This window comes from Brevibacterium salitolerans, assembly GCF_039531405.1.
GTDB classification, from domain to species: domain Bacteria; phylum Actinomycetota; class Actinomycetes; order Actinomycetales; family Brevibacteriaceae; genus Brevibacterium; species Brevibacterium salitolerans.
Genome location: NZ_BAAAPZ010000004.1, coordinates 335,753 through 357,009 on the forward strand (window position 1 = coordinate 335,753; position 21,257 = coordinate 357,009).

The window sequence follows — 21,257 nt, forward strand, 5'->3', positions numbered from 1 at the left end:
AGGCCGTGCGGAGATCGCACAGAGGAATATTCGTCCGCAGCGCCGTGTTGGCCTGCTGAGACCTAGGAGGGACATGACCAACCACCGCCTCGTGATCGTCGGCTCGGGCCCGGCGGGCTACACGGCAGCGATCTACGCCGCACGCGCGAACCTCGAACCCGTGGTCATCGCGGGCTCCGTGACCGCCGGCGGCGAGCTGATGAACACCACGGACGTGGAGAACTTCCCCGGGTTCCCCGAGGGGGTCCAGGGGCCGGAGCTCATGGAGAGCATGCGCCAGCAGGCCGAACGCTTCGGCGCCACCGTCGTGTACGACGATGTGGCGACCATCGACTTCCGGCCCGGTGCCCACGGCCTCGTCACCGCGATGGGCGCGCAGTACACCGCCGAGTCCCTCATCCTCGCCACCGGCTCCGCGTACCGCGAGCTCGGACTGCCCAACGAGAAGAAGCTCTCCGGCCACGGCATCAGCTGGTGCGCCACCTGTGACGGCTTCTTCTTCAAGGGCCAGGAGATCGCCGTGATCGGCGGAGGCGATTCCGCGCTGGAGGAGGCGACGTTCCTCAGTCGCTTCGCCTCCAAGGTCACTGTCGTCCACCGTCGCCAGGAGCTCCGTGCGTCCCAGGCGATGCAGGACCGCGCCAAGGCGGACCCCAAGATCGAGTTCCTCTTCGACTCGGCGGTGGACGAGATCCACGGTGAGGACTCCCTCACGGGCCTCACGATCCGGAACACCGTCACCGGCGAGCGGAGCCAGCTGCCCGTCACCGGCATGTTCGTGGCGATCGGGTCCGATCCCCGCACCTCACTGTTCGCAGACGTCCTCACGCTCCGTGAGGACGGGTACCTGGCCGTCGAGGGACGCAGCTCCCGCACCAGCTTCGAAGGCGTCTTCGCCGCAGGTGACGTGATCGACCCCGTGTACAGGCAGGCGATCACCTCGGCAGGTTCGGGCTGCTCCGCCGCACTGGATGCAGAACACTACCTGGCAGACCGCGACCAGGCTGCCGCCGAGGCTCCTCTCACCGCGGTCGCAGGCGCCTGAGCCCCACACCCTCCATCCGGCTGCCGGTGTCGAACCCGACAGCTCCCCCATACCGAGACCACCGCTACTGCAAGGAGGACGACATGTCCCTCGAAGTCACAGATGCCACTTTCTCCGCCGAGGTCCTCGAATCGGACAAGCCCGTCCTCGTGGACTTCTGGGCGCCCTGGTGCGGTCCGTGCCGCATGGTCTCCCCGATCGTCGACGAGATCGGGGAGGAGCTCTCCGACCGCCTCAAGGTGGTCAAGGTGAACACGGACGAGAACATGCAGACCGCAGGCTCCTACGGCATCACCTCGATCCCGGCGATGTATCTCTTCAAGAACGGTGAGGTCGTCAAGCAGATCATCGGTGCTCGGCCCAAGCCGGCACTGCTGCAGGAGATCGAGCCCTCCCTCTGAGCGGCGTCCCCGCAGCACCTCCTGACGCCCTTCACCGGCCTTCAGGAACTCTCAGGCGCCCGTTGTAGCATCAACGGGCGCCTGAGGCGCACTGAGGGACTGCTGCAAGGGCGGAGCGAGGACACCGAGCGACAGGGACACAGCTCCCGCACTCCCTGCCGGAACCGAGCCAGAGACGAGACAGATGACTAGCCACACCACCACCTACCGCCTGGGTGACGACGATGCCGTGCTCCCCGCGGTGAAGGCCCAGCTGAGCCGGCTGGGGTATTCCGTCGGAGACGCCTCCAGCAGCGTCTTCGACCACATGTTCGACTACGCGGTGCGGTCGTTCCAACAGGACAGGGGCCTGTACACGGACGGTGTGCTCGGCCAGCAGACCTGGGGGCAGGTGGAGCTGGCACGTCATCGCCTGGGTGACCGCGTCCTCCGCTTCGACCCTGTGCGTCCGTTCGCCGGCGACGACGTGGCCGAACTGCAGCGGAGCCTCGCACGGCTGGGGCTCTACGCCTGGCGCGTGGACTGCGTGTTCGCGGAACGGACGCATGCCGCAGTGCGCGAACTCCAGAAGAGCCTGGGGCTCGAGGTGGACGGCGTCGCCGGGCCCCGCACGCTCCGCGGGCTCTCGGCCGTCACCCGCGGACAGGCGAGCGGCGATCTCTTCGCCCTGCGCGAGACCGCACGGCTGCGCTCTGACGGCCCCTCGCTCTCCGGGCGCACCTTCCTCATCGACGCGGCGCCTCAGATTCCGGTATCACCCGATCCGCAGCTTCACCGCGAACACGATGCGGAGATGCTGGGGTACTCGGGCGACATCGCTCGGCGCATCGCCGGCCGGCTGGCGGCGGTCGGCGCCTCCCCCTTCGTCATGGACGCGGACAACCGGGAGGCGGAGCAGCTCGCGGACACCAAGAGCTCCGCACTCATCACGATCTCCCAGGACCTGCACTCCGATGCCGCCGCCAACGGAGTCGCTGTCTTCTACTTCGGCTCCGTCAACGGCGAACAGTCACCGATCGGACGAAGGCTCTCACAGCTCATCAGCCGTGAGATCGCCTCGCGCACGGATTTCCTCGACTGCGGCACGCATCCACGGACCTGGGGCTCGCTGCAGAAGCACCGAGTGCCCACCGCTCACGTGGTGGTCGGGTACATGACGAACCCGGAGGATCGTCGCCGGCTCCATTCCGCAGTGGTGAGGGATGCCGTGGCCGAATCCGTCTCCGTCGCCCTCCAGCGCCTGTACCTCACGGAACGCAATGATCCGGAAACGGGCACGGTCGATCTCACGGCCCTGCGCGCGATGATCGAGCGGTCCGACTCCGACAGGTGACGCCTGCCGGAGCGCATCGTCGGGTTCGCCACAGGCATCTCCCGCCGCACGGCCCGGCATTGAGAGGCCGCCTTCCTGGGGCTGTGTTTCACGTGAAACTGTTTTTCACGGGGAGCACAGCCCCTCTTTCACGCCTATCGAGTCTGTCTGCTGAGGCTTCCCGCCGGTTCATGCCAGCGCTCTCCCCGCGCGGACGATCTCACCGCTCTTCGGCACCCTGCCGCTGAACACGATCTGCACTGGAGCAGCGGAGGCGATATCGGCACCGTCCATGGCCTGTACGTGAACCTGGGGCTCCGTACTGTTGCCCGAGTTGCCGCACAGTCCCAGGACCTCACCCCTCCGGATTCGCATACCGGGACGCACCGCCACGCTTCCGTGCCGGAGATGGCAGAGAGCGACGACCACGCCGTTGCTCTCCACCAGGACGTGGTTGCCCGCCAACGCCCGCCATCCGAACGCTGCTCGCCGGTATTGCGTCAGTGCATACCCCACGGACGGAATGCCTCTGTAGGCGGTGTGATCCTCCTCCCCGTCGTGCGCAGACACGACTGTTCCGGCCACCGGAGAGAGGATCGGACGTCCGAACCCAGCGAAGCGATCAGGAGCCTCCGGACGCATGAACGCTTGAAATCCCATCCGCGCAGAGATGTCTCGTTCATCGACAGGAACGAAGTCAATCGCATATGCCGAGGCGTAGAGCCGGGTGCCATGGCTGGGGACACGGTCGGCAGGACTGTTCCGCACGCGCCAGTGGCCCCCAAAGGGATAGCTCAACTCGACGATCGCATTCACGCGCTGCCTCCCTGCACTCGAATCTCATTCAGCATATGCGCCACAGCACGGATCGAATCGACCCTACTCATCAACCTCTCGGCTACTCGCCCATAGGCGCGTAGGTCTGCAGGCGCTGTACACCGGGAACTGATACCTCTTCCGTACGAAACATCGGCGTCTGTGCTGCGCGGCTGCGAGCCGCAGCCCATGCGTCTCCTGGCATTCTCCGCACCAGCATCCGCCCACCGCCCCAGCGCCTTTCGGCATTGCGGAGGTCGATGTTCCCAGCGTGATGTGTGCAGTGTCCTGACGGCGTGAGCAGTGTCCTGACAGAGGCGGAACATGCGGGCGAGTGAGGCAAAAGGGGATGCAGAGAACCTATGAGCGATCCCGGCACCCGGCCGGGCGTGGGGCCCCGTCACCAAGCCGACCGCGCAGGCTGCCAGCACGCATGCGGCCCTTCCGACCATTCAGTCTCCGCACAGAGCCGGGACGGAGCTGGTGGACAGCTCGCGTGCTGGAAGTCGCGCACCGGACGTGTGAGTACAGGTCCCCACGTGCAGCGGAGATGCGCCACGCGTTCCAGGCAACTGACGTACGGTAATGCTCTACCGCTGGGCGCTTCTGAGCGCATGCCAGCACTGTGGGAGAAAGGACCAGTGGGGGCGGGCGCTGAGCGGACCGACAACGAGTGGACGCATCCTACAGCATCCGTCCTACAGCGTTCTCCCAGTGCCATTCGCTCAGTGCCGTTGTCCCAGCGGTATCCGCCCAGTACAGTTCGCCTCGGACCATGGCGCCCCGGACACGTGCGGGCGGGCCATCGGCACCTCCTCGCGTTCATCGGCAGGTCGCCCCTCTGGGGATCCTCTCGCTGTTTCTGATCTGACCGACACGCCATACAGTCAATGGTCCCGAGATGAAGCCCTGCCCTGCATCCTGAGGAATCAAAGCTCCCACAGTACGGCTCAAGCGCGTCGTGCATAGCTGCCGCGCCTCCCCCGTCGCCAGGTCGTCCTGAGGTACTGGCAGAGGCCTTGGAAGGCTATCCGTTCCACATCAACTGGGGAGGTTCCGGATGCCCGAGCATGTCTAGTCCGGTCGTTTCACGTGAAACGGGACCGGAGGTGTCACCGGAGAGCCAGGGGTGACCGCCTCGCTTCCGAGAGACGATCGATACTGAAAGCACGGGAGGCGCTTCATTGCTTGCATGAGCAGAAGGGGATCCGCAGCTGAGTCGCATCGCCCCGACAGCGTCGCGCCGAGCACTGCCAGCATCGTGCGCAATCGAGTCGCGCATTCCAGGACAGTCCCCGCGGCCGTACGGTGCCGGATCCAGATCGCGTGTAGCGGCGCGTCGCACCCCGCCCCCCTGTTTCACGTGAAACATCCAGTCAGCACCGCCCGCCGCCACGCTCACACGCTCACACGCTCACACGCTCACACGCTCACACGCTCACACGCTCACATAATTGTGTGTACTCGAGCTGCCTGCCAGCAGCAAGTCGGCCGCACAGCACGGCATCCACACGGACTACGGCGCGAGGGACCATGGAGTGCGACAGTCGTGCTTTGCTGCTCCCCCATCCACGCGAGAACGACTCACGTCCTGCACCGCCCGCGTGAAAGGGAGCGCATCGCGGACGGGTGACTTCGTTCTATCGGCTGATGGCGTCACTTCCTCATCTCCGCGGATACACGGGACTTAGCCGAGTGCGAGCGCATATGACAGTGGCCGGGGCACTATGCCCCGGCCACTGCGTTCACGACACGCTCCACCATGAGCGTGCACCGGCTGTGTCGACTACTCGCTCTGCGAGGCTGAACGACCTACTGTGAGATGCCCAGCAACTCGAGAATGCGCTTGAGATCGGCCTGATCGGCGAACTCCACGGAGAGCTTTCCCTTGCGCTTCCCCATCGTCACATTCACCCGCGTCTCAAGGCGGTCCCCAATGCTGCGGGCGAGCTCAGTCAGGGCCGGATCCGCCTCCTTCGTTCCACGTGAAACGGCTGGCTTCTCCCCGCGGTTGAGAAGGACTACCGCCTCCTCCGTAGCACGCACCGAAAGGCCTTCAGCCACCACTCGCTGTGCAAGCACCTCCATCTGCGCAGCGTCATTCAGGCCCAGGATCGCCCGCGCATGTCCGCTGGACAGCACACCTGCTGCCACACGGCGCTGTACCATGGGAGGAAGCTTGAGCAGCCGCAGCGTGTTGGAGATCTGCGGACGAGAGCGACCGATACGGCCGGACAGCTCCTCCTGCGTGCAGTCGAAGTCCTCGAGCAGCTGCGCGTAGGCGGCCGCCTCTTCCAGCGGATTGAGATCCACGCGGTGGAGGTTCTCGAGCAGCGCATCGCGAAGGAGATCGTCGTCCGAGGTCTCTCGGACGATAGCCGGCACGCTCGTACGGCCGGCCTCCTGCGACGCGCGGAATCGCCGCTCACCCATGATGAGCTCATACTTCGCAGGATCATCGCTGCGTCGTCGCACCACCACGGGCTGCAGCACACCGATCTCGCGAATGCTGGTGACAAGCTCCTCAAGCGCGTCTTCGTCGAAGACCTCGCGGGGCTGGCGGGGATTGGGGCGGATCAGTTCGATGGGAATCTCACCGAAGGTGGTTCCCGGAACCGGAACGAGCTCCTGCTCGTCCCCCGTTCCACGTGAAACGGCCCCGGCGGCTTCTCCTTGATCCACAGCGGCATCCACAGCGGTTTCCACCGGATTATCCACAGTTGCCGCAGACGGTGTGTCCCCTGTATTCACGGGGGAAGGCTGGGCTGCGGGCCCTTCGCCGACGACGCCTCTATCAACAGGCTCAGTCACATCCCGCACACGCTGAGCCGTGGACGTGGAGACCTTCTCCGACTCGGCTTCTGCGGCAGCTGCCGCCTTTCCAGCAGCCGTCGCTCCCTTACCGGCAGCCCGCTGCTTGGCAGTTCCGTTCGACGCCGCGCCGGTCTTCGGCTTCGCGGCGGAGGCCTTCCGCGAACCGCCGGACGCCTTCTGCTCAGGGCCTGCGGTCTCCCGCGCAGAATCGGTCCTCTTCGTCTGCCCCTTCTCTGAGGCCCCGGAGGCGGCGCTCTTCCCCGTCTTCGCCGGCGCCTTCTTGGGCGCCGCGGTCCGGCGTCCCGCCTGCGCACGCCGCATCGACTCGGCAGGATCCGCCGACCGTCGCGGTGAGCTGCCCTCGGCCTCGGACCCGTCGGTCACAGCTGCTTCGTCGCGCTCACTGCGAGGGAAGAAGACATCAGCCGGCCTCCCCGTCTCAGGGGTGGGAATCAGGGACCCCAGGCCGCGCCCGAGGCCGCCCTTCCTCTTCTCAGCCATTGGCTGCTCCTCTCAAAGAGATCTCCTCCGCAGCTTCCCTGTAGGAGAGCGCGCCGGTAGAGCTCGGTTCATAGGTGATGACTGTCTTGCCGTAGCTCGGCGCCTCGGAGATCCGAACCGACCGCGGGATGACGGTGTCGAGGACCTGCTCGCCGAAATGCGCTCGCACCTCTTCCGCCACCTGGGCGCTCAGCCGGGTGCGCCCGTCGTACATGGTGAGCAGAACCGTGGATATCCACAGCTCGGGATTCAGATGCTGCTGAATGAGCTGGATGTTCTTGAGTAGCTGACTCACTCCCTCCAGGGCGTAGTACTCGCACTGGATCGGGATGAGAACCTCACGGGCAGCCACGAAGGCGTTGACGGTGAGCAGCCCGAGGCTGGGCGGGCAGTCGATGAGCACATAGTCGACCGGGTTGCCCTCGGCTTCCCTCTCACGCAGGTACTTCCCGAGCGCACGCTGGAGGCGCAGTTCACGTGCGACCTTGGAGACGAGTTCGATCTCCGCCCCGGCGAGGTCGATGGTGGCGGGCACGCACTTCATCGTCTCGAAGTCCGGCGCTTCCGCCACCACCTGCGAGATGTCGTAGTCGTCGATCAGCACCTCGTAGATGCCGGCGACCCCGGTGGAATGCTCCACACTCAGCGCAGTGCTGGCATTGCCCTGCGGATCGATGTCCACGACGAGCACTTCAAGACCGTGATACGCAAGCGCAGCAGCCACGTTCACCGCCGTCGTGGTCTTCCCCACGCCGCCCTTCTGGTTGGCGACGGTCAGAATCCGCGTCTCAGCGGGTTTGGGGAAGGTAGTCGACGCCAGGCGCTCGGCTCGCATGTTGTCTCGTGCGATCTGAGCGCCGAGCGGAGTCGACTCGTCCATCACAGGCATGTGGATCACTCCGCGTTCGTTCGATGTGGGGTACCCGGTCATTCTACTCTTGAGGGCAGGCGGTGAATCTTCTGTGGCCGGTCCCTGTTTCACGTGAAACAGGGACCGGCCACAGAAGATTCACCGCCCACAACAGCCAGTACGATTATCGGTATATATTCCCTTCGTCCCCGTAGGGGAGTGACGTCACATCAGCGCCGGCGCAGCTCCACCACAGTGGTCGGAACGTCGAGATGTTCACTGCCCAGACGATGGAAGACAGGTCCCTCGAGCCTTCTCTTCCGGATGAGCTTCGCCGCCTTCTCCGCCTCCTCAGGAGCGCGCTCCCCCTTGATGGCCAGGATGCGCCCTTCAGGTGCCAGGACGGGCACCGTCCATTCGATGAGCGTGGAGAGGCTCTTCACGGCGCGAGCCGTCACCACCGTGAACATCTCCTCGTCGACGAGCTCCTCCACGCGTGCGCGGACGATCCGGACGTTCTCCACACCCAGATCGTCCACGACCATCTGCAGCCACTCCACGCGGCGCTCCATGATCTCCACGAGGACGAAAGAGACGTCGGGACGAGCCAGCGCCAGCGCGAGCCCGGGCAGTCCTGCACCGGACCCGATGTCCCCCACCTCGTCGCCGGCCTCCAGGAGCTCTGCGAGCACGGCACAGTTGAGGATGTGCCGCGTCCAGATCCTCGGCACCTCCCGGGGGCCGATCAGGCCCCATTCCACACCCGTCGTGGCGAGGTGCCCGGCGTATCGCTGTGCGAGGGCAGTGCGGTCGCCGAAGAGCTCCGTCACGTAGGCGGGCATCGCTTCGAGCGGTTCTGCCTCCGCGCTCATGCCGGCAGCACGACGACGTGCCTGCCGTCGCCCTCGCCCTCGGATTCGGAACGCAGTCCGGCCGAGGCCACGACGTCATGCACCACCTTGCGCTCAAAGCTGTTCATCGGCTCCAGGGCGACGGCTTCACCTGTCTCCTGCACGGAGTCGACAGCCTTCTGCGCACGGGCGCGGAGATCGTTCCTCCGGCGATCGCGATAGCCGTCCACGTCCAGCATCAGCCAGGAGCGCTGACCGGTCTGTGCCTGCACCGTGAGCCGGGTGAGCTCCTGCAGGGCAGTGAGGACCTGTCCGTCTGCGCCCACCAGCTTCCGGAGGTCATCTCCGCCCTCCTCGTTCACCACCGCGACGTGTGCGCGACCGTCCACCACGTCGATGTCGATGTCACCGTCGAGATCCGCGATGTCCAGCAGCTCCTCGAGGTAGTCGGCGGCGATGTCGCCCTCCTCTTCCAGAAGTTCGGTTCTGCTGCGCTTCGCCTCCTGCGCCCGGCCGTCCGGGCCGCTCTCCCCTGCCGCTTCCGCGGCGCCGCCCTGAGCAGCATGCTCCCCGGCGGTCACCGGGGCTTCCTGCGGCACATCAGCGGCACCGGGCACGGATCCGTGCCCGGGAGACTCCGGTGTCTTCTCGGCGTCGCTCATGATCGTCCCTTCGTGGAGGTGGCCGCTCACACGGCTCAGGTCACTTCTTGCGCTTCTTCTGCTTCTGCTTCTGGCGCTTGGCGCTGACAGGCTGCTGGCGCTGGCCGCCGGAGGTGCTGCCCGTGGTGCTGGCGTTCTCGGGCTTCATCTCGATGGGCTCGGAACCCGGCAGGGGGGACTTCCCCCTCTTCGCACGGCGCTCCATGAGCTCACGTTCGGCCTGGGAACCGGGGGTGGGCATGTTCCGGATGATCACCGTCTGCTGGCCCATCGTCCAGCCGTTGGAGATGACCCAGTAGATGAGGACGCCCAGGGGGAAGTAGATGCCGCCGATGCCGAAGACCACGGGCATGAGGTAGAGCATCATCTTCTGCTGCTGCATGAACGGGTTGTTCAGAGCGGCTTCCGACATGTTCTTCGTCATCATGTGACGCTGCGTGAGGAACTGCATGCCAGCCATGAGCACGATGAGCACGGCGGTGAGGATCCGCACGGCCCAGGCGTTGACATCGGTCCCCGGATCCAGGAACGAGGCAGAGAGCGGGATGCCGAAGACGGTCGCGCCGTCCATCTGCACCGCGAGGTCGCGGGTCATGCCGCCCACCGGGTTCATCTCGCCTGCGGCCACCTGCGGCACGTGCATGATCACACGGAAGAGGCTCAGGAAGATCGGCATCTGCACCAGGAGCGGGAGACAGGAGGCGAACGGACTGGTCCCGTGCTTCTTGAAGAGCGCCTGCTGCTCCTCCACCATCGCCTGGCGGGAGAACTGGTCCTTCTTCCCCTTGTACTTCTGCTGGAGGCGCTGGATCTCCGGCTGGATCATCTGCATCTTGCGCTGCGACTTGATCTGCCGGACGAAGAGAGGGATCACCGCCGCACGCACCACGACGGTGAGGCCGGTGATCGAGAGCACCCACGTCCATCCTCCCGCCGCATCCATCCCGAGCATGGTGAACAGCTCATGGAACAGGGCGAGGATCCACGCCACCACCCACTGGATGGGGTACAGAATCGTATCGAAGAAGCCCATTCACTCTCCTCGGCCCTCTGAGACCAGTGCTCAGCAGTGCCATCATCGTGTCGCTACCGCTTGTCCATTCTGCCATTGTCCGGCTCGTCGTCCGCCTCGACGGACGGGGCCGTGGGCCCGGCAGCGGCCCAGATGGCTCGGCTCCTCGCATGAAGCACCGAACCCTCCACATGATCCACTCCGCCGGAGGACAGAGGGTTGCACCGGAGCACGCGCCACGTGGTCAGGACGAATCCTCTGACCGCACCCTTGACCTCGAAGGCGTCGAGAGCGTACTTGGAACAGCTCGGATAGTACCGGCAGACATCGCCGTAGAGCGGCGAGACGAGGCGACGATAGGCTCGCATGAACCATACGAAGGGCATGCGGGGCGCGAGCCGCACCCCATGCAGAATGCGCGCACGCCGGCCCGAGGGCCACACCGGCAGGGAGGACTCGGTGTCCTCATGCCTCCGCACGGGAATCCTGCCGCCGCCGTGCCCTGCGCAGCGCACGCTCCAACGATCCCGTCAGCTGCGTCCAGTCCGCCTCCGCGGCGGCCGGCAGTGCGCGCACCACGAGGAGCTCACCCGGCTCCAGCGCGGAGAGGCGCGACGCGGCCCAGGCCCGGGCCCGGCGCTTGACCCGGTTCCGGACCACTGCGTTGCCCACGGCCTTGGATACGACGAATCCCACGCGCGGAGCGTGGGATTCGCGGGTGTGCGCCAGGTGAGCGATCACATGTCCGCTGGTCCCCTTCGCTCCGGTGCGGAATGCGGTCCGGAACTCCTGGGGATCGCTCAGACGGTTCTCACGAGGCAGCACGAAGCCTCAGCCTCTCGTCCGCTGATTCAGGCGGAGAGGGCGCTGCGGCCCTTGCGGCGGCGCGATGCGAGGATCGCGCGGCCGGCACGGGTGCGCATGCGCAGGCGGAAGCCGTGCGTCTTGGCGCGCTTGCGGTTGTTCGGCTGGAAGGTGTGCTTGCTCACTTGTCTAACTCCTACGGTCTTCGCGGGCGCGGGGCGCCAGCGGGTGCGGTTCCGCTGAACAGGGGGATGAGCCGAGAGTCCTCGGCACTCCATTCCTGCGTCGAGGGAGACACGGGGAAGTTCGCACACACCGGAGTACTGGGAGTACTGGCCCACAACACAGGACACTCAAGCATAAGGGCCTCCGGGCGCAGCGGTCAAAACCGCCCCGGATCCGCCTCTCTCGCGGGGTCGGCCCCACTCCAGCCCACTCCGGGGAACAGTCCGCGGGCCCGTTGCCCACAGCCGCCTCGGGCCATGTGTCCCACAGGCGTCCACAGTGCGTCCGGAAGGTTATTCACACGCCGCGTGAACAGCTCCGTCCACAAAGAACGCCCATGTGATTTCCACATGCTTGCCCACAGATGTGGATGAATCCGGGGATGCCTTCGTCAGTTTGCACATTCTGTGGAAAACTATGTGGACGCTATGCACCGCTCTGCCCACAGGTGTGGATGGAGTTCGCTCACAGGCGGTGTGGACAACAGGCTTCTGGGAGGACGACCACGGTGGACACCGCGCACGACGATCTGGGGCAGATCTGGACCACGGTCCTCACGAATCTGCTCAACGACCCGGACATCTCCGCACACCACAAGGGCTTCCTCGCCGGAGCCGTGCCCAAGGGGATGATCGGGGACTCCATCGTGGTGCTCGCCGTCCCCTCGGAACTCCACCGCCGGAACCTCGAGAACAACCTGCGCGAACCTCTCACCCGTGAGATCACGAGGATCGTGGGCCACAGCGTGAGCTTCGCGATCGCCGTCGGCACCACACACATGGAGCCGGAGGCGGCAGCGGACGAGGCCGTCTCCGCCGCGGGCGGGGACGGAGGAGCGGAGGGGCGGGCCTCCGATCGGGCCACCCACACCACCTTCGCGGATCTCGCCGCGCAGGCCGCCGATCCCTCACACGCCCCGCAGCCCGCAGGTCAGGACGCGGAGCGGCAGCAGACGCAGGAGAGCGAGCGGGCACGGCAGCGGACCGCCGGCGGAGCCGCAGCGCGGTTCTCCCCCGCGGACACTGCCTCCCTCCAGGCCACCGCGCAGCAGGCCGCCTCCGCCCAGAGCCCTCTGCGGCAGGAGGCTCCCGCGAGGGGCGGCGCCTACGGCGAGCAGCGGGACGCGCGCAGCCATGACGGCAGCCGGACCACACGCGCGGAGGGCTCGGCCCCCGCCTTCTCGCACACGGGCACACCGGCCCCCCATGGGCCCGACGGCGAGACCTCCACGAGCCTCCTCAACCCCAAGTACACCTTCGACGCCTTCGTCGTGGGAGCGTCCAACCGCTTCGCCCATGCCGCGGCGTTCGCCGTGGCGGAATCGCCGGCCAAGGCGTACAACCCCCTCTTCATCTACGGGGACTCGGGACTGGGCAAGACGCATCTGCTGCATGCGATCGGCCACTACTCCCAGCAGCTGTACCCCAAGATCAGCGTGCGGTACGTGTCCAGTGAGGAGTTCGTCAACGACTTCATCAACACGGTCGGCTCGCAGACCACCTCGAACACCCTCCGGCCCGCGTTCCAGCGGCGCTATCGCGAGGTCGACATCCTCATGATCGACGACATCCAGTTCTTGCAGGGCAAGGACGCCACGGTCGAGGAGTTCTTCCACACCTTCAACGCCCTGCACAACGAGGACAAGCAGGTCGTCATCACCTCCGACCAGCCGCCCAAGATGCTCAAGGGCTTCGAGGAGCGGCTGCGTTCCCGGTTCGAGTGGGGGCTCCTCACGGACGTCCAGCCGCCGGACCTGGAGACCCGCTTCGCGATCCTGCGGAACAAGGCCTTCTCGGAGAAGCTCGACGTCCCCAACGAGGTCCTGGAGTACATCGCCAGCCGCGTCTCCTCCAACATCCGTGAGCTGGAGGGCGCCCTCATCCGCGTGACGGCCTTCGCCAATCTCAACGACCAGATCATCGACGTGGGCCTCGCGGAGACGGTCCTCAAGGACTTCATCACGCAGGACGACACCCCGGAGATCACCGCTGCGGACATCATGGGGCAGACCGCGGCCTACTTCGACCTCTCCCTGGAGGACCTGCAGGGCACCAGCCGGTCCCGGACGCTCACCACCGCGCGGCAGATCGCCATGTACCTCTGCCGCGAGCTCACGGAGCTCTCGCTGCCCAAGATCGGCCAGGAGTTCGGGGGCCGTGACCACACCACCGTCATGCACGCCAACAAGAAGATTCGAACGCAGATGGCCGAGCGGCGGACGCTCTACACCCAGGTCACCGAACTCACGAATCGCATCAAACAGCAGCATCGACTCTGAACGCGGCAATACACAGCTGTGGAAAACTCGGTGGATAACTGCAGGTGCGCGGTGGACGGAGCGGGGGACGGTCCCACATGCGGCTGTGGGGACCTGTGAGCGGCGCAGAGGGGGATGCACAGGCGTCCACCGGCAGCGCCGGGCGGATGCACACTGCGTGCACCGGCGGAGGGAGGGCCCGATCCCAGGAGTCGCAAGGGAAAGGAGGAGTTCGTCCACAGTGTCCACATGGGCTACTTCTGAATACTATGAATATCTACGCGCGCATGAGAGCGTGACCGCGCACTGCGAACGATTGATACTCGAGTTGCGAAAAGCGTAACGAGGGTGCTGTGCGTGCACGCACACTCCCCTGCCCGGATATTCGAACGCCGGGTCACGCGGATTCGCTCCTGATTCCCTACGTGGGCTCCCGGCTCGCTGGTACGCCTTGGTACAAATCCCGCCGCGGCTGCGCCGCATCCCACGGATGGCGGGGCAAGTCAACGGAACACGCCGGTGAGGGCGGATATTGCCGTGCTCGCGTCCTCCTCCGTGGGGTAGAGTTCTTTCCTGCCCATCGGCCCACTACGCCCAGGAGAGTCGTGAACGCAGCAGCCGAGCAAGTGAAGTTCCGAGTCGAGCGCGATGTCCTCGCAGAGGCGGTCACCTGGACCACCAAGGCTCTCCCCCAGCGGCCCTCCGTTCCCGTGCTCACCGGTGTGCTCCTCACTGCGGAGGCGGACGGCACCGTGCGCCTCTCGGTCTTCGACTACGAGGTCTCCTACCGCACGGAGATCGCGGCCGAGGTCGAGGTGCCCGGCACGTTCCTGGTGTCCGGCCGTCTCCTCGCGGACATCTCGAAGGCTCTCCCCCAGCAGCCCGTGACACTCGAGCTGAGCGGCGGCAAGGTGGACCTGACCTGCGGCTCCTCCCGGTTCTCGCTCATGACGATGCCGGTGGACGAATACCCCGCCCTGCCCACGGTGCCGGAGCCCACGGGCACGCTCTCGGCATCGGCCTTCCAGCACGCGGTGGGCCAGGTCGCCATCGCCACGAGCAAGGACGACACCGTCCCGATCCTCACCTCCGTGCGCATCGAGATCGAGGGCGACAAGGTCGCGCTGCTCGCGACCGACCGCTACCGGCTCGCCGTCAGGGAGTTCACCTGGCATCCCTCCTCCCCGGACATCTCCCGCGCAGCCCTCATCCGCGGCAGGACCCTGGCGGACGCGGCGAAGTCCATGGGCGGGGACATCCGGATCTCGCTCTCCGAGTCCGGCGGCAAGGAGATGCTCGCCTTCTCCGCCAACGGCCGCGAGACGACCTCGCTGCTCGTGGAAGGCGACTACCCCAAGGTGCGCTCGCTGTTCCCCAAGGACGCGCCGATCACCGCCGTCGTGGAGACCGCCGCCCTGCGCGAGGCCGTACGCCGTGTCGCGCTCGTGGCCGAGCGCAACACCCCCATCCGCTTCGAGTTCGCCGACGGCGCGCTCACGCTGCGTGCGGGTGCCGGGGACGACGCCCAGGCCTCCGAATCCCTGCCCGCGCAGATCACCGGCGGCGACATCACCACCGGCTTCAACCCGGTCTTCATCACGGAGGGGCTCTCGCAGATGGACCACTCCTTCGTGCGCTTCTCCATGACGGAGCCCAAGAAGTCCGTGGTCATCACGGGGCAGGAGGAGCTCGACGGCGAGCACGACGACTCCTACCGCTACCTGCTCATGCCGATCATCCGGTTCTGATCCGCGCCCGCCAGACCCGTCCGCGCCTCTGCGGCGGGCCGTCGTCTCAGGGAGGAGGGATCCCAGCGTGTGGGTGAGCAGGCTCGCACTGCGCGACTTCCGCTCCTATGACTCCCTCGACCTCGAGCTGTCCCCGGGGGTCACCTCCTTCGTCGCCCCCAACGGCTGGGGGAAGACGAATCTCGTCGAGAGCATCGGCTATCTCTCGCGCCTGCGCTCCCACCGCGTCTCCCAGGACCTGCCGCTGGTGCGTGCGGGTGCGGAGCAGGCGGTGGTCTCCGCCCGCGCCCACCGCGGGGAGCGCTTCGTCACCGCCGAGGTGACGATCAGGGCCAAGGGCGCCAACCGTGCGAGGATCAACCGCTCCGGAGTGCGCGTGCGCGAGATCCTGGGCCTGGTCCCCTGCGTGGTGTTCGCACCGGAGGACCTCGGTCTGGTGAAGGGCGACCCGGCGGAGCGGCGCGACTGGCTGGATTCTCTCCTCGCCGCACGCAATCCGCGCTTCGCCGGTGTGCTCGCGGACGCCGAGCGTGCTCTCAGACAGCGCAACGCACTGCTGCGGAGCCTCAAGCAGAACCCGGACCCGGCGCTGGAGAGCACCCTCGACATCTGGGACAGGGCCTTCGCCGAGGCCGCCGCCGCGCTCGTCGTGGGCCGTCACCGGCTGCTGGCGGATCTGGAGCCGCACATCGCAGGCCACTTCTCCCAGCTGGCGGCGGATGCCCGCGAGTCCCGCCGGAGCGCCCGTGCGTCCTACTCCTCGCGCATCGACTACTCGGCGGTGGACTTCCGCACAGACACGGCGGCGGAGCGCGCGGTCGAGGTGGTGGTCGAAGCGCTGGCGCAGCGTCGTCGCAAGGAGATCGACCGCGGTCTCACCCTCGTCGGACCGCAGCGCGACGACGTGGTGCTGTCCATCGGCGACGTCCCGGCGAAGGGCTATGCCTCCCACGGGGAGAGCTGGTCCCTGGCACTCGCCCTGCAGCTGGCCGGCTGGGATCTGCTCCGGGAGGACTCCGGCGATCCGCACGACCAGCCGGTCCTCGTCCTCGACGACGTCTTCGCGGAGCTGGACAGCGGCCGGCGGGCTCGGCTGGCGCACACCGTGGCGCAGGCGGAGCAGGTGCTCATCACCTCGGCGGTGGGAGCCGAGGTGCCCGCGGAGCTCACCGGCTCCGTCGTGGACCTCACCGCCATCGCGAGGCCGCGGTGACCCCGCCGCGGGAACGCTCCGGAGCGCGGGGGGACGTGCCGGGAAGCGCGGATCTCCCGGGACCTGCCGAGCCGCAGGAGCAGATGGGTGCGGTGGACCGGACCCGCCGTCCGCTGTCCGGAGCCGCACAGGAGGCGCTCGATCGGGTGCGCCGCATGGCCGACCACGAGCCGCGGCCCGGCAGCCGGCGGACCGGACCACGGCGGGTGTCCGGCGGCGGGACCGGCGGCCTCGGCGGCGACCGGGCCCCGGGCGAGGTGTCCTACACAGCTGCCGGAGCGGATCCCCGCGATCCGCGGCCCCTCGACGGCATGTTCTCCAGGCTCGTGCAGAAGCGCGGCTGGACGACGAGCCTCGACGTCGCCGCGCTGACGACGCGGTGGGACGAGCTCGTGGGACCCGCCGTCGCCGCGCACTGCACGGTGGAGCGGTTCGAGCCGCCCACGCTGGTGGTGCGGACGACCTCGACGACCTGGGCCACGCAGCTGAAGATCCTGCGCGAGGGCCTCCTGGACAAGCTCGAGCGCGAACTGGGCCGGCGCGTGGTGGAGGATCTCGAGATCCGCGGACCGGAGCAGCGGACGTTCACGAAGGGCCGGCGGAGCGTGAAGGGCCGGGGCCCGAGGGACACATGGGGGTAGGCACACGTGCGCGCCGGCTGCGCGCGGAGGCCAGAGGCTAGGCTGGATCCCACACCACAGAGGAGACTCATGCGCTTTGCGAACAGCGTCACGGATCTGATCGGCGGAACCCCGCTCGTCAGGCTGAACAGCGTGACCGAGGGCATCGAGGCGACCGTGCTCGCCAAGCTCGAATTCCTGAACCCCGGCGGCTCCGTCAAGGACCGGATCGCCGTGGACATCATCGACGCGGCCGAAGCCTCCGGTGAGCTCGCACCGGGCGGCACCATCGTCGAGCCCACCAGCGGGAACACCGGTATCGGGCTGGCCCTGGTCGCTCAGCTGCGCGGCTATCGCTGCGTGTTCGTCTGCTCCGACAAGGTCGCCCCGGAACGCCTGGCCGTGCTCCGCGCCTACGGGGCGGAGGTCGTCATCACGCCGTCCGCCGTGTCCGCGGACCACCCGGACTCGTACCTGTCCGTCGCCCGGCGGCTGGCGGAGGAGACCCCCGGCGGCTACATGCCCAACCAGTTCGCCAACATGCAGGGGCCGCTGAGCCACTACGCCACCACGGGCCCGGAGATCTGGCAGGACACGGACGGCCGGATCACCCACTTCGTCGCCGGGGCCGGCACCGGCGGCACCGTGAGCGGCACCGGCCGCTACCTCAAGGCGGCCTCGGACGGCTGCGTGCAGGTGGTCGTCGCGGACCCGCACGGCTCGCTCTACTCCGCCGGGGATCCCTCGGAGCACGCGGCCTACGACGTGGAAGGTGTCGGGATGGACTTCTTCCCCGACACCTTCGACAGGAGCATCCCGGACCGCTACGAGACGGTGGACGATGCGGAGTCGTTCGCGATGACCCGCAGGCTCGCCCGCGAGGAGGGACTGCTGGTGGGAGGTTCGAGCGGGATGGCGGTCGTCGCGGCGCTGCGCACGGCGCGGGAGCTGCCCGCGGACGCCGTGGTGGTGGCGCTGCTGCCGGACACTGGCCGCGGCTACCTGGGCAAGGTGTTCGACGACGACTGGATGCGTTCCCGCGGACACCTTGCGGATGCCACGGGCGCGGAGGCGGCTGCGGACACCGGCCGGGCCGCCGGCGCAGACACGAGCGCGGATCCGGAGACCTCGGCATCCGCACCGACGACAGGAGACACTCAGTGAGCGATGCACAGCGGCGCGCGGACGGCTTCGACACCCAGGCCGTGCGTGCCGGACAGGACCACGACCCCACCACCGGCGCGGTCATCCCTCCCCTGCACCTGTCCACCACCTACGCCCAGGACGGGATCGGCGGTCTGCGCGGCGGCTACGAGTACGGTCGCAGCGGCAACCCCACCCGGGACGCGCTGCAGCAGCAGATCGCGGCACTCGAGGGGGCGGAGCACGCGCTTTCGTTCGCCTCGGGACTGGCGGCGGAGGATGCGCTCCTGCGGGCCGTGCTGCGTCCCGGCGACACCGTGCTCATGGGCGATGACGTCTACGGCGGCACCCACCGCCTGGTGGCCCGCATCCTCGAGCCGTGGGGCGTGAACCTGCGGATCGTGGACATCACGGACGCCGAGGCCGTGCGCGCCTCGCTGGAGGAGGTCCCCGCCCAGGTGCTCTGGGTGGAGACGCCGTCCAACCCGCTCATGCGGATCAGCGACATCGCCGCACTCGCACAGCTGGGGCACGAAGCGGGCGCGACGGTCGTGGTGGACAACACCTTCGCCTCGCCGGCGCTCCAGCAGCCCCTGGCGCTGGGGGCGGACGTGGTGGTCCACTCGACCACGAAGTACCTGGGCGGGCACTCCGACGTGGTGGGCGGCGCCGTCGTCACCAGCGACGCGGAGCTGTACGAGGCGGTGAAGTTCCAGCAGTTCGCGGCGGGGGCGGTGAGCGGGCCGCACGACGCCTGGCTCACCAGCCGCGGACTCAAGACGCTGGGCATCCGCATGGAGCGGCACAGCCGCAACGCCGGACTGGTCGCGGGCTTCCTCGCCCAGCACGCCGCCGTCGCGCAGGTCTACTACCCCGGCCTGGAGACGCATCCGGGTCATGAGATCGCCGCGCGGCAGATGCGCGGGTTCGGCGGAATGGTGTCGCTGGCGCTGTCCTCCGGGGAGGAGGCGAGGCGGTTCGCGGAGAGCCTGCGGCTGTTCACCCTCGCGGAGTCCCTGGGCGGGGTCGAGTCGCTCGTGAACTACCCGGACGCCATGACCCACGCCTCCGTGCGCGGGACGGAGCTGGCGGTGCCCGAGGAGGTGGTCCGGCTCTCCGTGGGCATCGAGACCGCGGACGACCTCCTCGACGATCTGAACGAGGCGCTCGGGAGGCTCTGAGCGCTCCGCCCGCCGGGTGGGGACCCGCATCATGAGCGACGAACATCCTGAGCCCGAGAGCTACCAGCGGCGGACCATCGAGCTCGAGGCTCTCTTCGAGACGGCGGGCGAGCTGTCCTCCCTGCACCACGTGGACGCGGTGCTCGGTGCGATCGTGCAGCGCAGCAGGCAGCTGCTGGCCAGTGACGTGGCATATCTCATGCTCCTCGACGAGGCCCGCCGGCAGACCTACATGCGGGTCTCCGAAGGGATCCAGACCCAGGAGTTCCACGGCATATCCCTCGACTACGGGGAAGGGCTCGGCGGACTGGTGGCCAGCACCGGCATGCCGCAGTGGACCCGGGACTACCGGTCGGACGAGCGATTCGCACCGAAGATCGGCGAGGTCGTGCGGGCGGAGGCCCTCACCGCGCTGCTGGGCGTGCCGCTGAAGGTCGGGGGCCGGGTTCGGGGCGTCCTCTTCGCCGCGGACCGCCGCAGCCGGGACTTCACCCATCGCGAGATCGCCCTCCTGACCTCTCTGGCGAATCATGCGGCGATCGCCCTCGACAACGCCGAGCTGCACGAACAGACCCAGCAGGTCCTGGAGAAGTGGCAGTCGGTCAGCCGCAAGGTGGCCGAGCAGAACCGGACGCTCGAACGTGCCTCGGAGTTCCACGAACGGCTCACGGGACTCGTGGCGGCCGGGGTCCCGCTGGGCGAGCTCGCGGAGGCGGTCGCGCAGTTCCTCGGCGGTGCGGTGGCGGTGCTCGCCGACGACGGGACGCTGCTCACCCCGGTGCGGGATGCTGTGGAGCTGCCCACGGCACGGGAGCTCGCAGCCGTCTCCGATCCGAGCGGGTCCGGATCCGCCCCCCTGGGTGAGGGTGTGGAGAGCGGATCCGGACGCCACGTGGTCGTGGCTCGCACGGGGGCGCGCAGACTGGGATATCTGTTCTACGAAGGACCGGTGCTCAGCTCCACCGATGTGCGTTCCCTGGAACGGGCGGCCCTCGTCACCGCGCTCACGATCCTGCACAAGCGCGCGGACGAGGAGGCCCGGAGCCGGGTCATGGGCGAGCTCATGGCGGAACTGGCGGTGCGTCCCGGCGGCGACGAAGCGTGGCTGCACAAACGGGCCGCGGCGGTGGGGATCACGGTCTCAGGACCGCCCTATGCGGCCGTGTCCGTACTGGAGAGTGCCGAGAGCGGAGGTCTGGACCGCCTGGACGCCGTGGTGCGCACTGCGCGGGAGTACGGCGGTCTGGCCAGAGCGCAGGAAGGCGAGATCTCTCTGCTCGTCGGCGGTGAGGACCCGTCCGCCCTCGCCCGGTGGATCTCCGCGGACCTGGAGCAGCGGCTCCACACGCCGGTGGCGGCGGGAGCGGCCGGTCCCTATCCGACCCTGTGCGAGGCGGCACGTGCGCTCCCACGGGCGCGCACGTGTGCCGGCGTGCTCGCCATGACCGGGCGGTGGTCGCAGGGGGCGGCGCCCGAGGACGTCGGGCTGTACACGCTGCTGTTCAGCGAAGCCGGGCGGGAGAGGATCGAGGAGTTCGTCGCGGAGACCCTCGGGCCGGTCCTCGAGCACGACGGGCGGAGAGACGGACGGCTGCTCGAGACCCTGCGTGCGCACTTCGACCACGGCAGCCAGACGGGTGCCGTCTCAGCGGCGCTGATGATCCATGTGAACACGCTCTATCAGAGGCAGGAGCGCATCGACGGTCTCCTCGGTCCCGGATGGCGGAGAGGGGAGCAGTCGCTGCAGGTGCATCTGGCAGTGCGGCTGCGCGATCTTCTCCGCGGCACCGGCTGAGACCTGG

Annotated in this window: 19 protein-coding genes; 10 read left to right on the forward strand and 9 right to left on the reverse strand. The window is 67.8% G+C overall.

The features are described 5' to 3' along the window. Positions 1-73 precede the first annotated feature (73 nt). From trxB to ABD240_RS07090, 3 genes are all read left to right on the forward strand, one after another. Positions 74-1,045, forward strand: coding sequence for a thioredoxin-disulfide reductase (gene trxB / locus ABD240_RS07080; protein ID WP_291794008.1), 972 nt, complete (start codon positions 74-76; stop codon positions 1,043-1,045). Positions 1,046-1,128: 83 nt separating this feature from the next. Then, on the forward strand, positions 1,129-1,446 hold the full coding sequence (gene trxA / locus ABD240_RS07085) for a thioredoxin (protein WP_291794011.1): 318 nt from the start codon (positions 1,129-1,131) through the stop codon (positions 1,444-1,446). Positions 1,447-1,630: 184 nt separating this feature from the next. Continuing rightward, positions 1,631-2,779: an N-acetylmuramoyl-L-alanine amidase gene (locus tag ABD240_RS07090; protein ID WP_291794015.1), complete on the forward strand. Its 1,149-nt coding sequence runs from the start codon at positions 1,631-1,633 to the stop codon at positions 2,777-2,779. Positions 2,780-2,947: 168 nt separating this feature from the next. Here the strand turns inward: ABD240_RS07090 and ABD240_RS07095 are convergent, their stop codons facing one another. The 9 genes from ABD240_RS07095 to rpmH all read right to left on the reverse strand — a co-directional run bounded on the left by ABD240_RS07095 (position 2,948) and on the right by rpmH (position 11,253). Further along, a complete protein-coding gene (locus tag ABD240_RS07095; RefSeq protein ID WP_344336557.1) occupies positions 2,948-3,574 on the reverse strand; it encodes a M23 family metallopeptidase in 627 nt (208 codons plus the stop codon). Between the two features lie 1,812 nt (positions 3,575-5,386). Then, complete coding sequence (locus tag ABD240_RS07100) at positions 5,387-6,325, reverse strand: ParB/RepB/Spo0J family partition protein (protein WP_344336559.1); 939 nt, start codon at positions 6,323-6,325, stop codon at positions 5,387-5,389. A gap of 556 nt (positions 6,326-6,881) precedes the next feature. Then, complete coding sequence (locus tag ABD240_RS07105) at positions 6,882-7,778, reverse strand: ParA family protein (protein WP_291791964.1); 897 nt, start codon at positions 7,776-7,778, stop codon at positions 6,882-6,884. A 191-nt stretch (positions 7,779-7,969) separates the two neighbouring features. Next, complete coding sequence (gene rsmG, locus ABD240_RS07110; protein WP_291791958.1) at positions 7,970-8,611, reverse strand: 16S rRNA (guanine(527)-N(7))-methyltransferase RsmG; 642 nt, start codon at positions 8,609-8,611, stop codon at positions 7,970-7,972. Further along, positions 8,608-9,252: a Jag family protein gene (locus ABD240_RS07115; RefSeq protein WP_291791955.1), complete on the reverse strand. Its 645-nt coding sequence runs from the start codon at positions 9,250-9,252 to the stop codon at positions 8,608-8,610. The genes rsmG and ABD240_RS07115 overlap by 4 nt, the downstream gene beginning before the upstream one ends. Before the next feature lie 40 nt (positions 9,253-9,292). After that, positions 9,293-10,285 (reverse strand): membrane protein insertase YidC, encoded by a 993-nt coding sequence (yidC, locus tag ABD240_RS07120; RefSeq protein ID WP_291791952.1) that lies wholly within the window; start codon positions 10,283-10,285, stop codon positions 9,293-9,295. 53 nt (positions 10,286-10,338) lie between these two features. Continuing rightward, positions 10,339-10,650, reverse strand: coding sequence for a membrane protein insertion efficiency factor YidD (yidD, locus tag ABD240_RS07125; RefSeq protein ID WP_344336681.1), 312 nt, complete (start codon positions 10,648-10,650; stop codon positions 10,339-10,341). 79 nt (positions 10,651-10,729) lie between these two features. Then, a complete protein-coding gene (gene rnpA, locus ABD240_RS07130; protein WP_291791947.1) occupies positions 10,730-11,089 on the reverse strand; it encodes a ribonuclease P protein component in 360 nt (119 codons plus the stop codon). 26 nt (positions 11,090-11,115) lie between these two features. Then, positions 11,116-11,253 (reverse strand): 50S ribosomal protein L34, encoded by a 138-nt coding sequence (gene rpmH, locus ABD240_RS07135; protein ID WP_291791945.1) that lies wholly within the window; start codon positions 11,251-11,253, stop codon positions 11,116-11,118. Between the two features lie 548 nt (positions 11,254-11,801). Here rpmH and dnaA point away from each other — a divergent pair. From dnaA to ABD240_RS07170, 7 genes are all read left to right on the forward strand, one after another. Beyond that, the gene (dnaA, locus tag ABD240_RS07140; protein ID WP_291798129.1) at positions 11,802-13,571 is read left to right on the forward strand and encodes a chromosomal replication initiator protein DnaA; all 1,770 of its coding nucleotides are present in this window, start codon (positions 11,802-11,804) and stop codon (positions 13,569-13,571) included. 584 nt (positions 13,572-14,155) lie between these two features. Then, on the forward strand, positions 14,156-15,298 hold the full coding sequence (dnaN, locus tag ABD240_RS07145; RefSeq protein ID WP_291798132.1) for a DNA polymerase III subunit beta: 1,143 nt from the start codon (positions 14,156-14,158) through the stop codon (positions 15,296-15,298). Between the two features lie 67 nt (positions 15,299-15,365). Further along, positions 15,366-16,511, forward strand: coding sequence for a DNA replication/repair protein RecF (gene recF, locus ABD240_RS07150; RefSeq protein ID WP_291798135.1), 1,146 nt, complete (start codon positions 15,366-15,368; stop codon positions 16,509-16,511). 83 nt (positions 16,512-16,594) lie between these two features. Then, positions 16,595-17,152 carry a DciA family protein gene (locus tag ABD240_RS07155; RefSeq protein ID WP_344336566.1) on the forward strand — a complete coding sequence of 186 codons (558 nt, stop codon included), beginning with the start codon at positions 16,595-16,597 and terminating at the stop codon, positions 17,150-17,152. A 69-nt stretch (positions 17,153-17,221) separates the two neighbouring features. Then, complete coding sequence (locus ABD240_RS07160) at positions 17,222-18,295, forward strand: pyridoxal-phosphate dependent enzyme (protein WP_344336567.1); 1,074 nt, start codon at positions 17,222-17,224, stop codon at positions 18,293-18,295. Beyond that, entirely contained in the window at positions 18,292-19,455 is a 1,164-nt protein-coding gene (locus ABD240_RS07165; protein ID WP_291798140.1) for a cystathionine gamma-synthase, read from the forward strand. The genes ABD240_RS07160 and ABD240_RS07165 overlap by 4 nt, the downstream gene beginning before the upstream one ends. Before the next feature lie 31 nt (positions 19,456-19,486). Further along, complete coding sequence (locus ABD240_RS07170) at positions 19,487-21,250, forward strand: helix-turn-helix domain-containing protein (protein WP_291798144.1); 1,764 nt, start codon at positions 19,487-19,489, stop codon at positions 21,248-21,250. The last annotated feature ends 7 nt before the right edge of the window (positions 21,251-21,257 follow it).

Excerpts from the sequence above, each read along its gene's own strand:
- trxB (WP_291794008.1), top strand. The coding sequence starts at position 74 with ATGACCAACCACCGCCTCGTGATCGTCGGCTCGGGCCCGGCGGGCTAC.
- trxA (WP_291794011.1), top strand. The coding sequence starts at position 1,129 with ATGTCCCTCGAAGTCACAGATGCCACTTTCTCCGCCGAGGTCCTCGAA.
- ABD240_RS07090 (WP_291794015.1), top strand. The coding sequence starts at position 1,631 with ATGACTAGCCACACCACCACCTACCGCCTGGGTGACGACGATGCCGTG.
- ABD240_RS07105 (WP_291791964.1), bottom strand. The coding sequence starts at position 7,778 with ATGCCTGTGATGGACGAGTCGACTCCGCTCGGCGCTCAGATCGCACGA.
- rsmG (WP_291791958.1), bottom strand. The coding sequence starts at position 8,611 with ATGAGCGCGGAGGCAGAACCGCTCGAAGCGATGCCCGCCTACGTGACG.
- ABD240_RS07115 (WP_291791955.1), bottom strand. The coding sequence starts at position 9,252 with ATGAGCGACGCCGAGAAGACACCGGAGTCTCCCGGGCACGGATCCGTG.
- yidC (WP_291791952.1), bottom strand. The coding sequence starts at position 10,285 with ATGGGCTTCTTCGATACGATTCTGTACCCCATCCAGTGGGTGGTGGCG.
- yidD (WP_344336681.1), bottom strand. The coding sequence starts at position 10,650 with ATGCCCTTCGTATGGTTCATGCGAGCCTATCGTCGCCTCGTCTCGCCG.
- ABD240_RS07155 (WP_344336566.1), top strand. The coding sequence starts at position 16,595 with ATGGGTGCGGTGGACCGGACCCGCCGTCCGCTGTCCGGAGCCGCACAG.
- ABD240_RS07160 (WP_344336567.1), top strand. The coding sequence starts at position 17,222 with ATGCGCTTTGCGAACAGCGTCACGGATCTGATCGGCGGAACCCCGCTC.
- ABD240_RS07170 (WP_291798144.1), top strand. The coding sequence starts at position 19,487 with ATGAGCGACGAACATCCTGAGCCCGAGAGCTACCAGCGGCGGACCATC.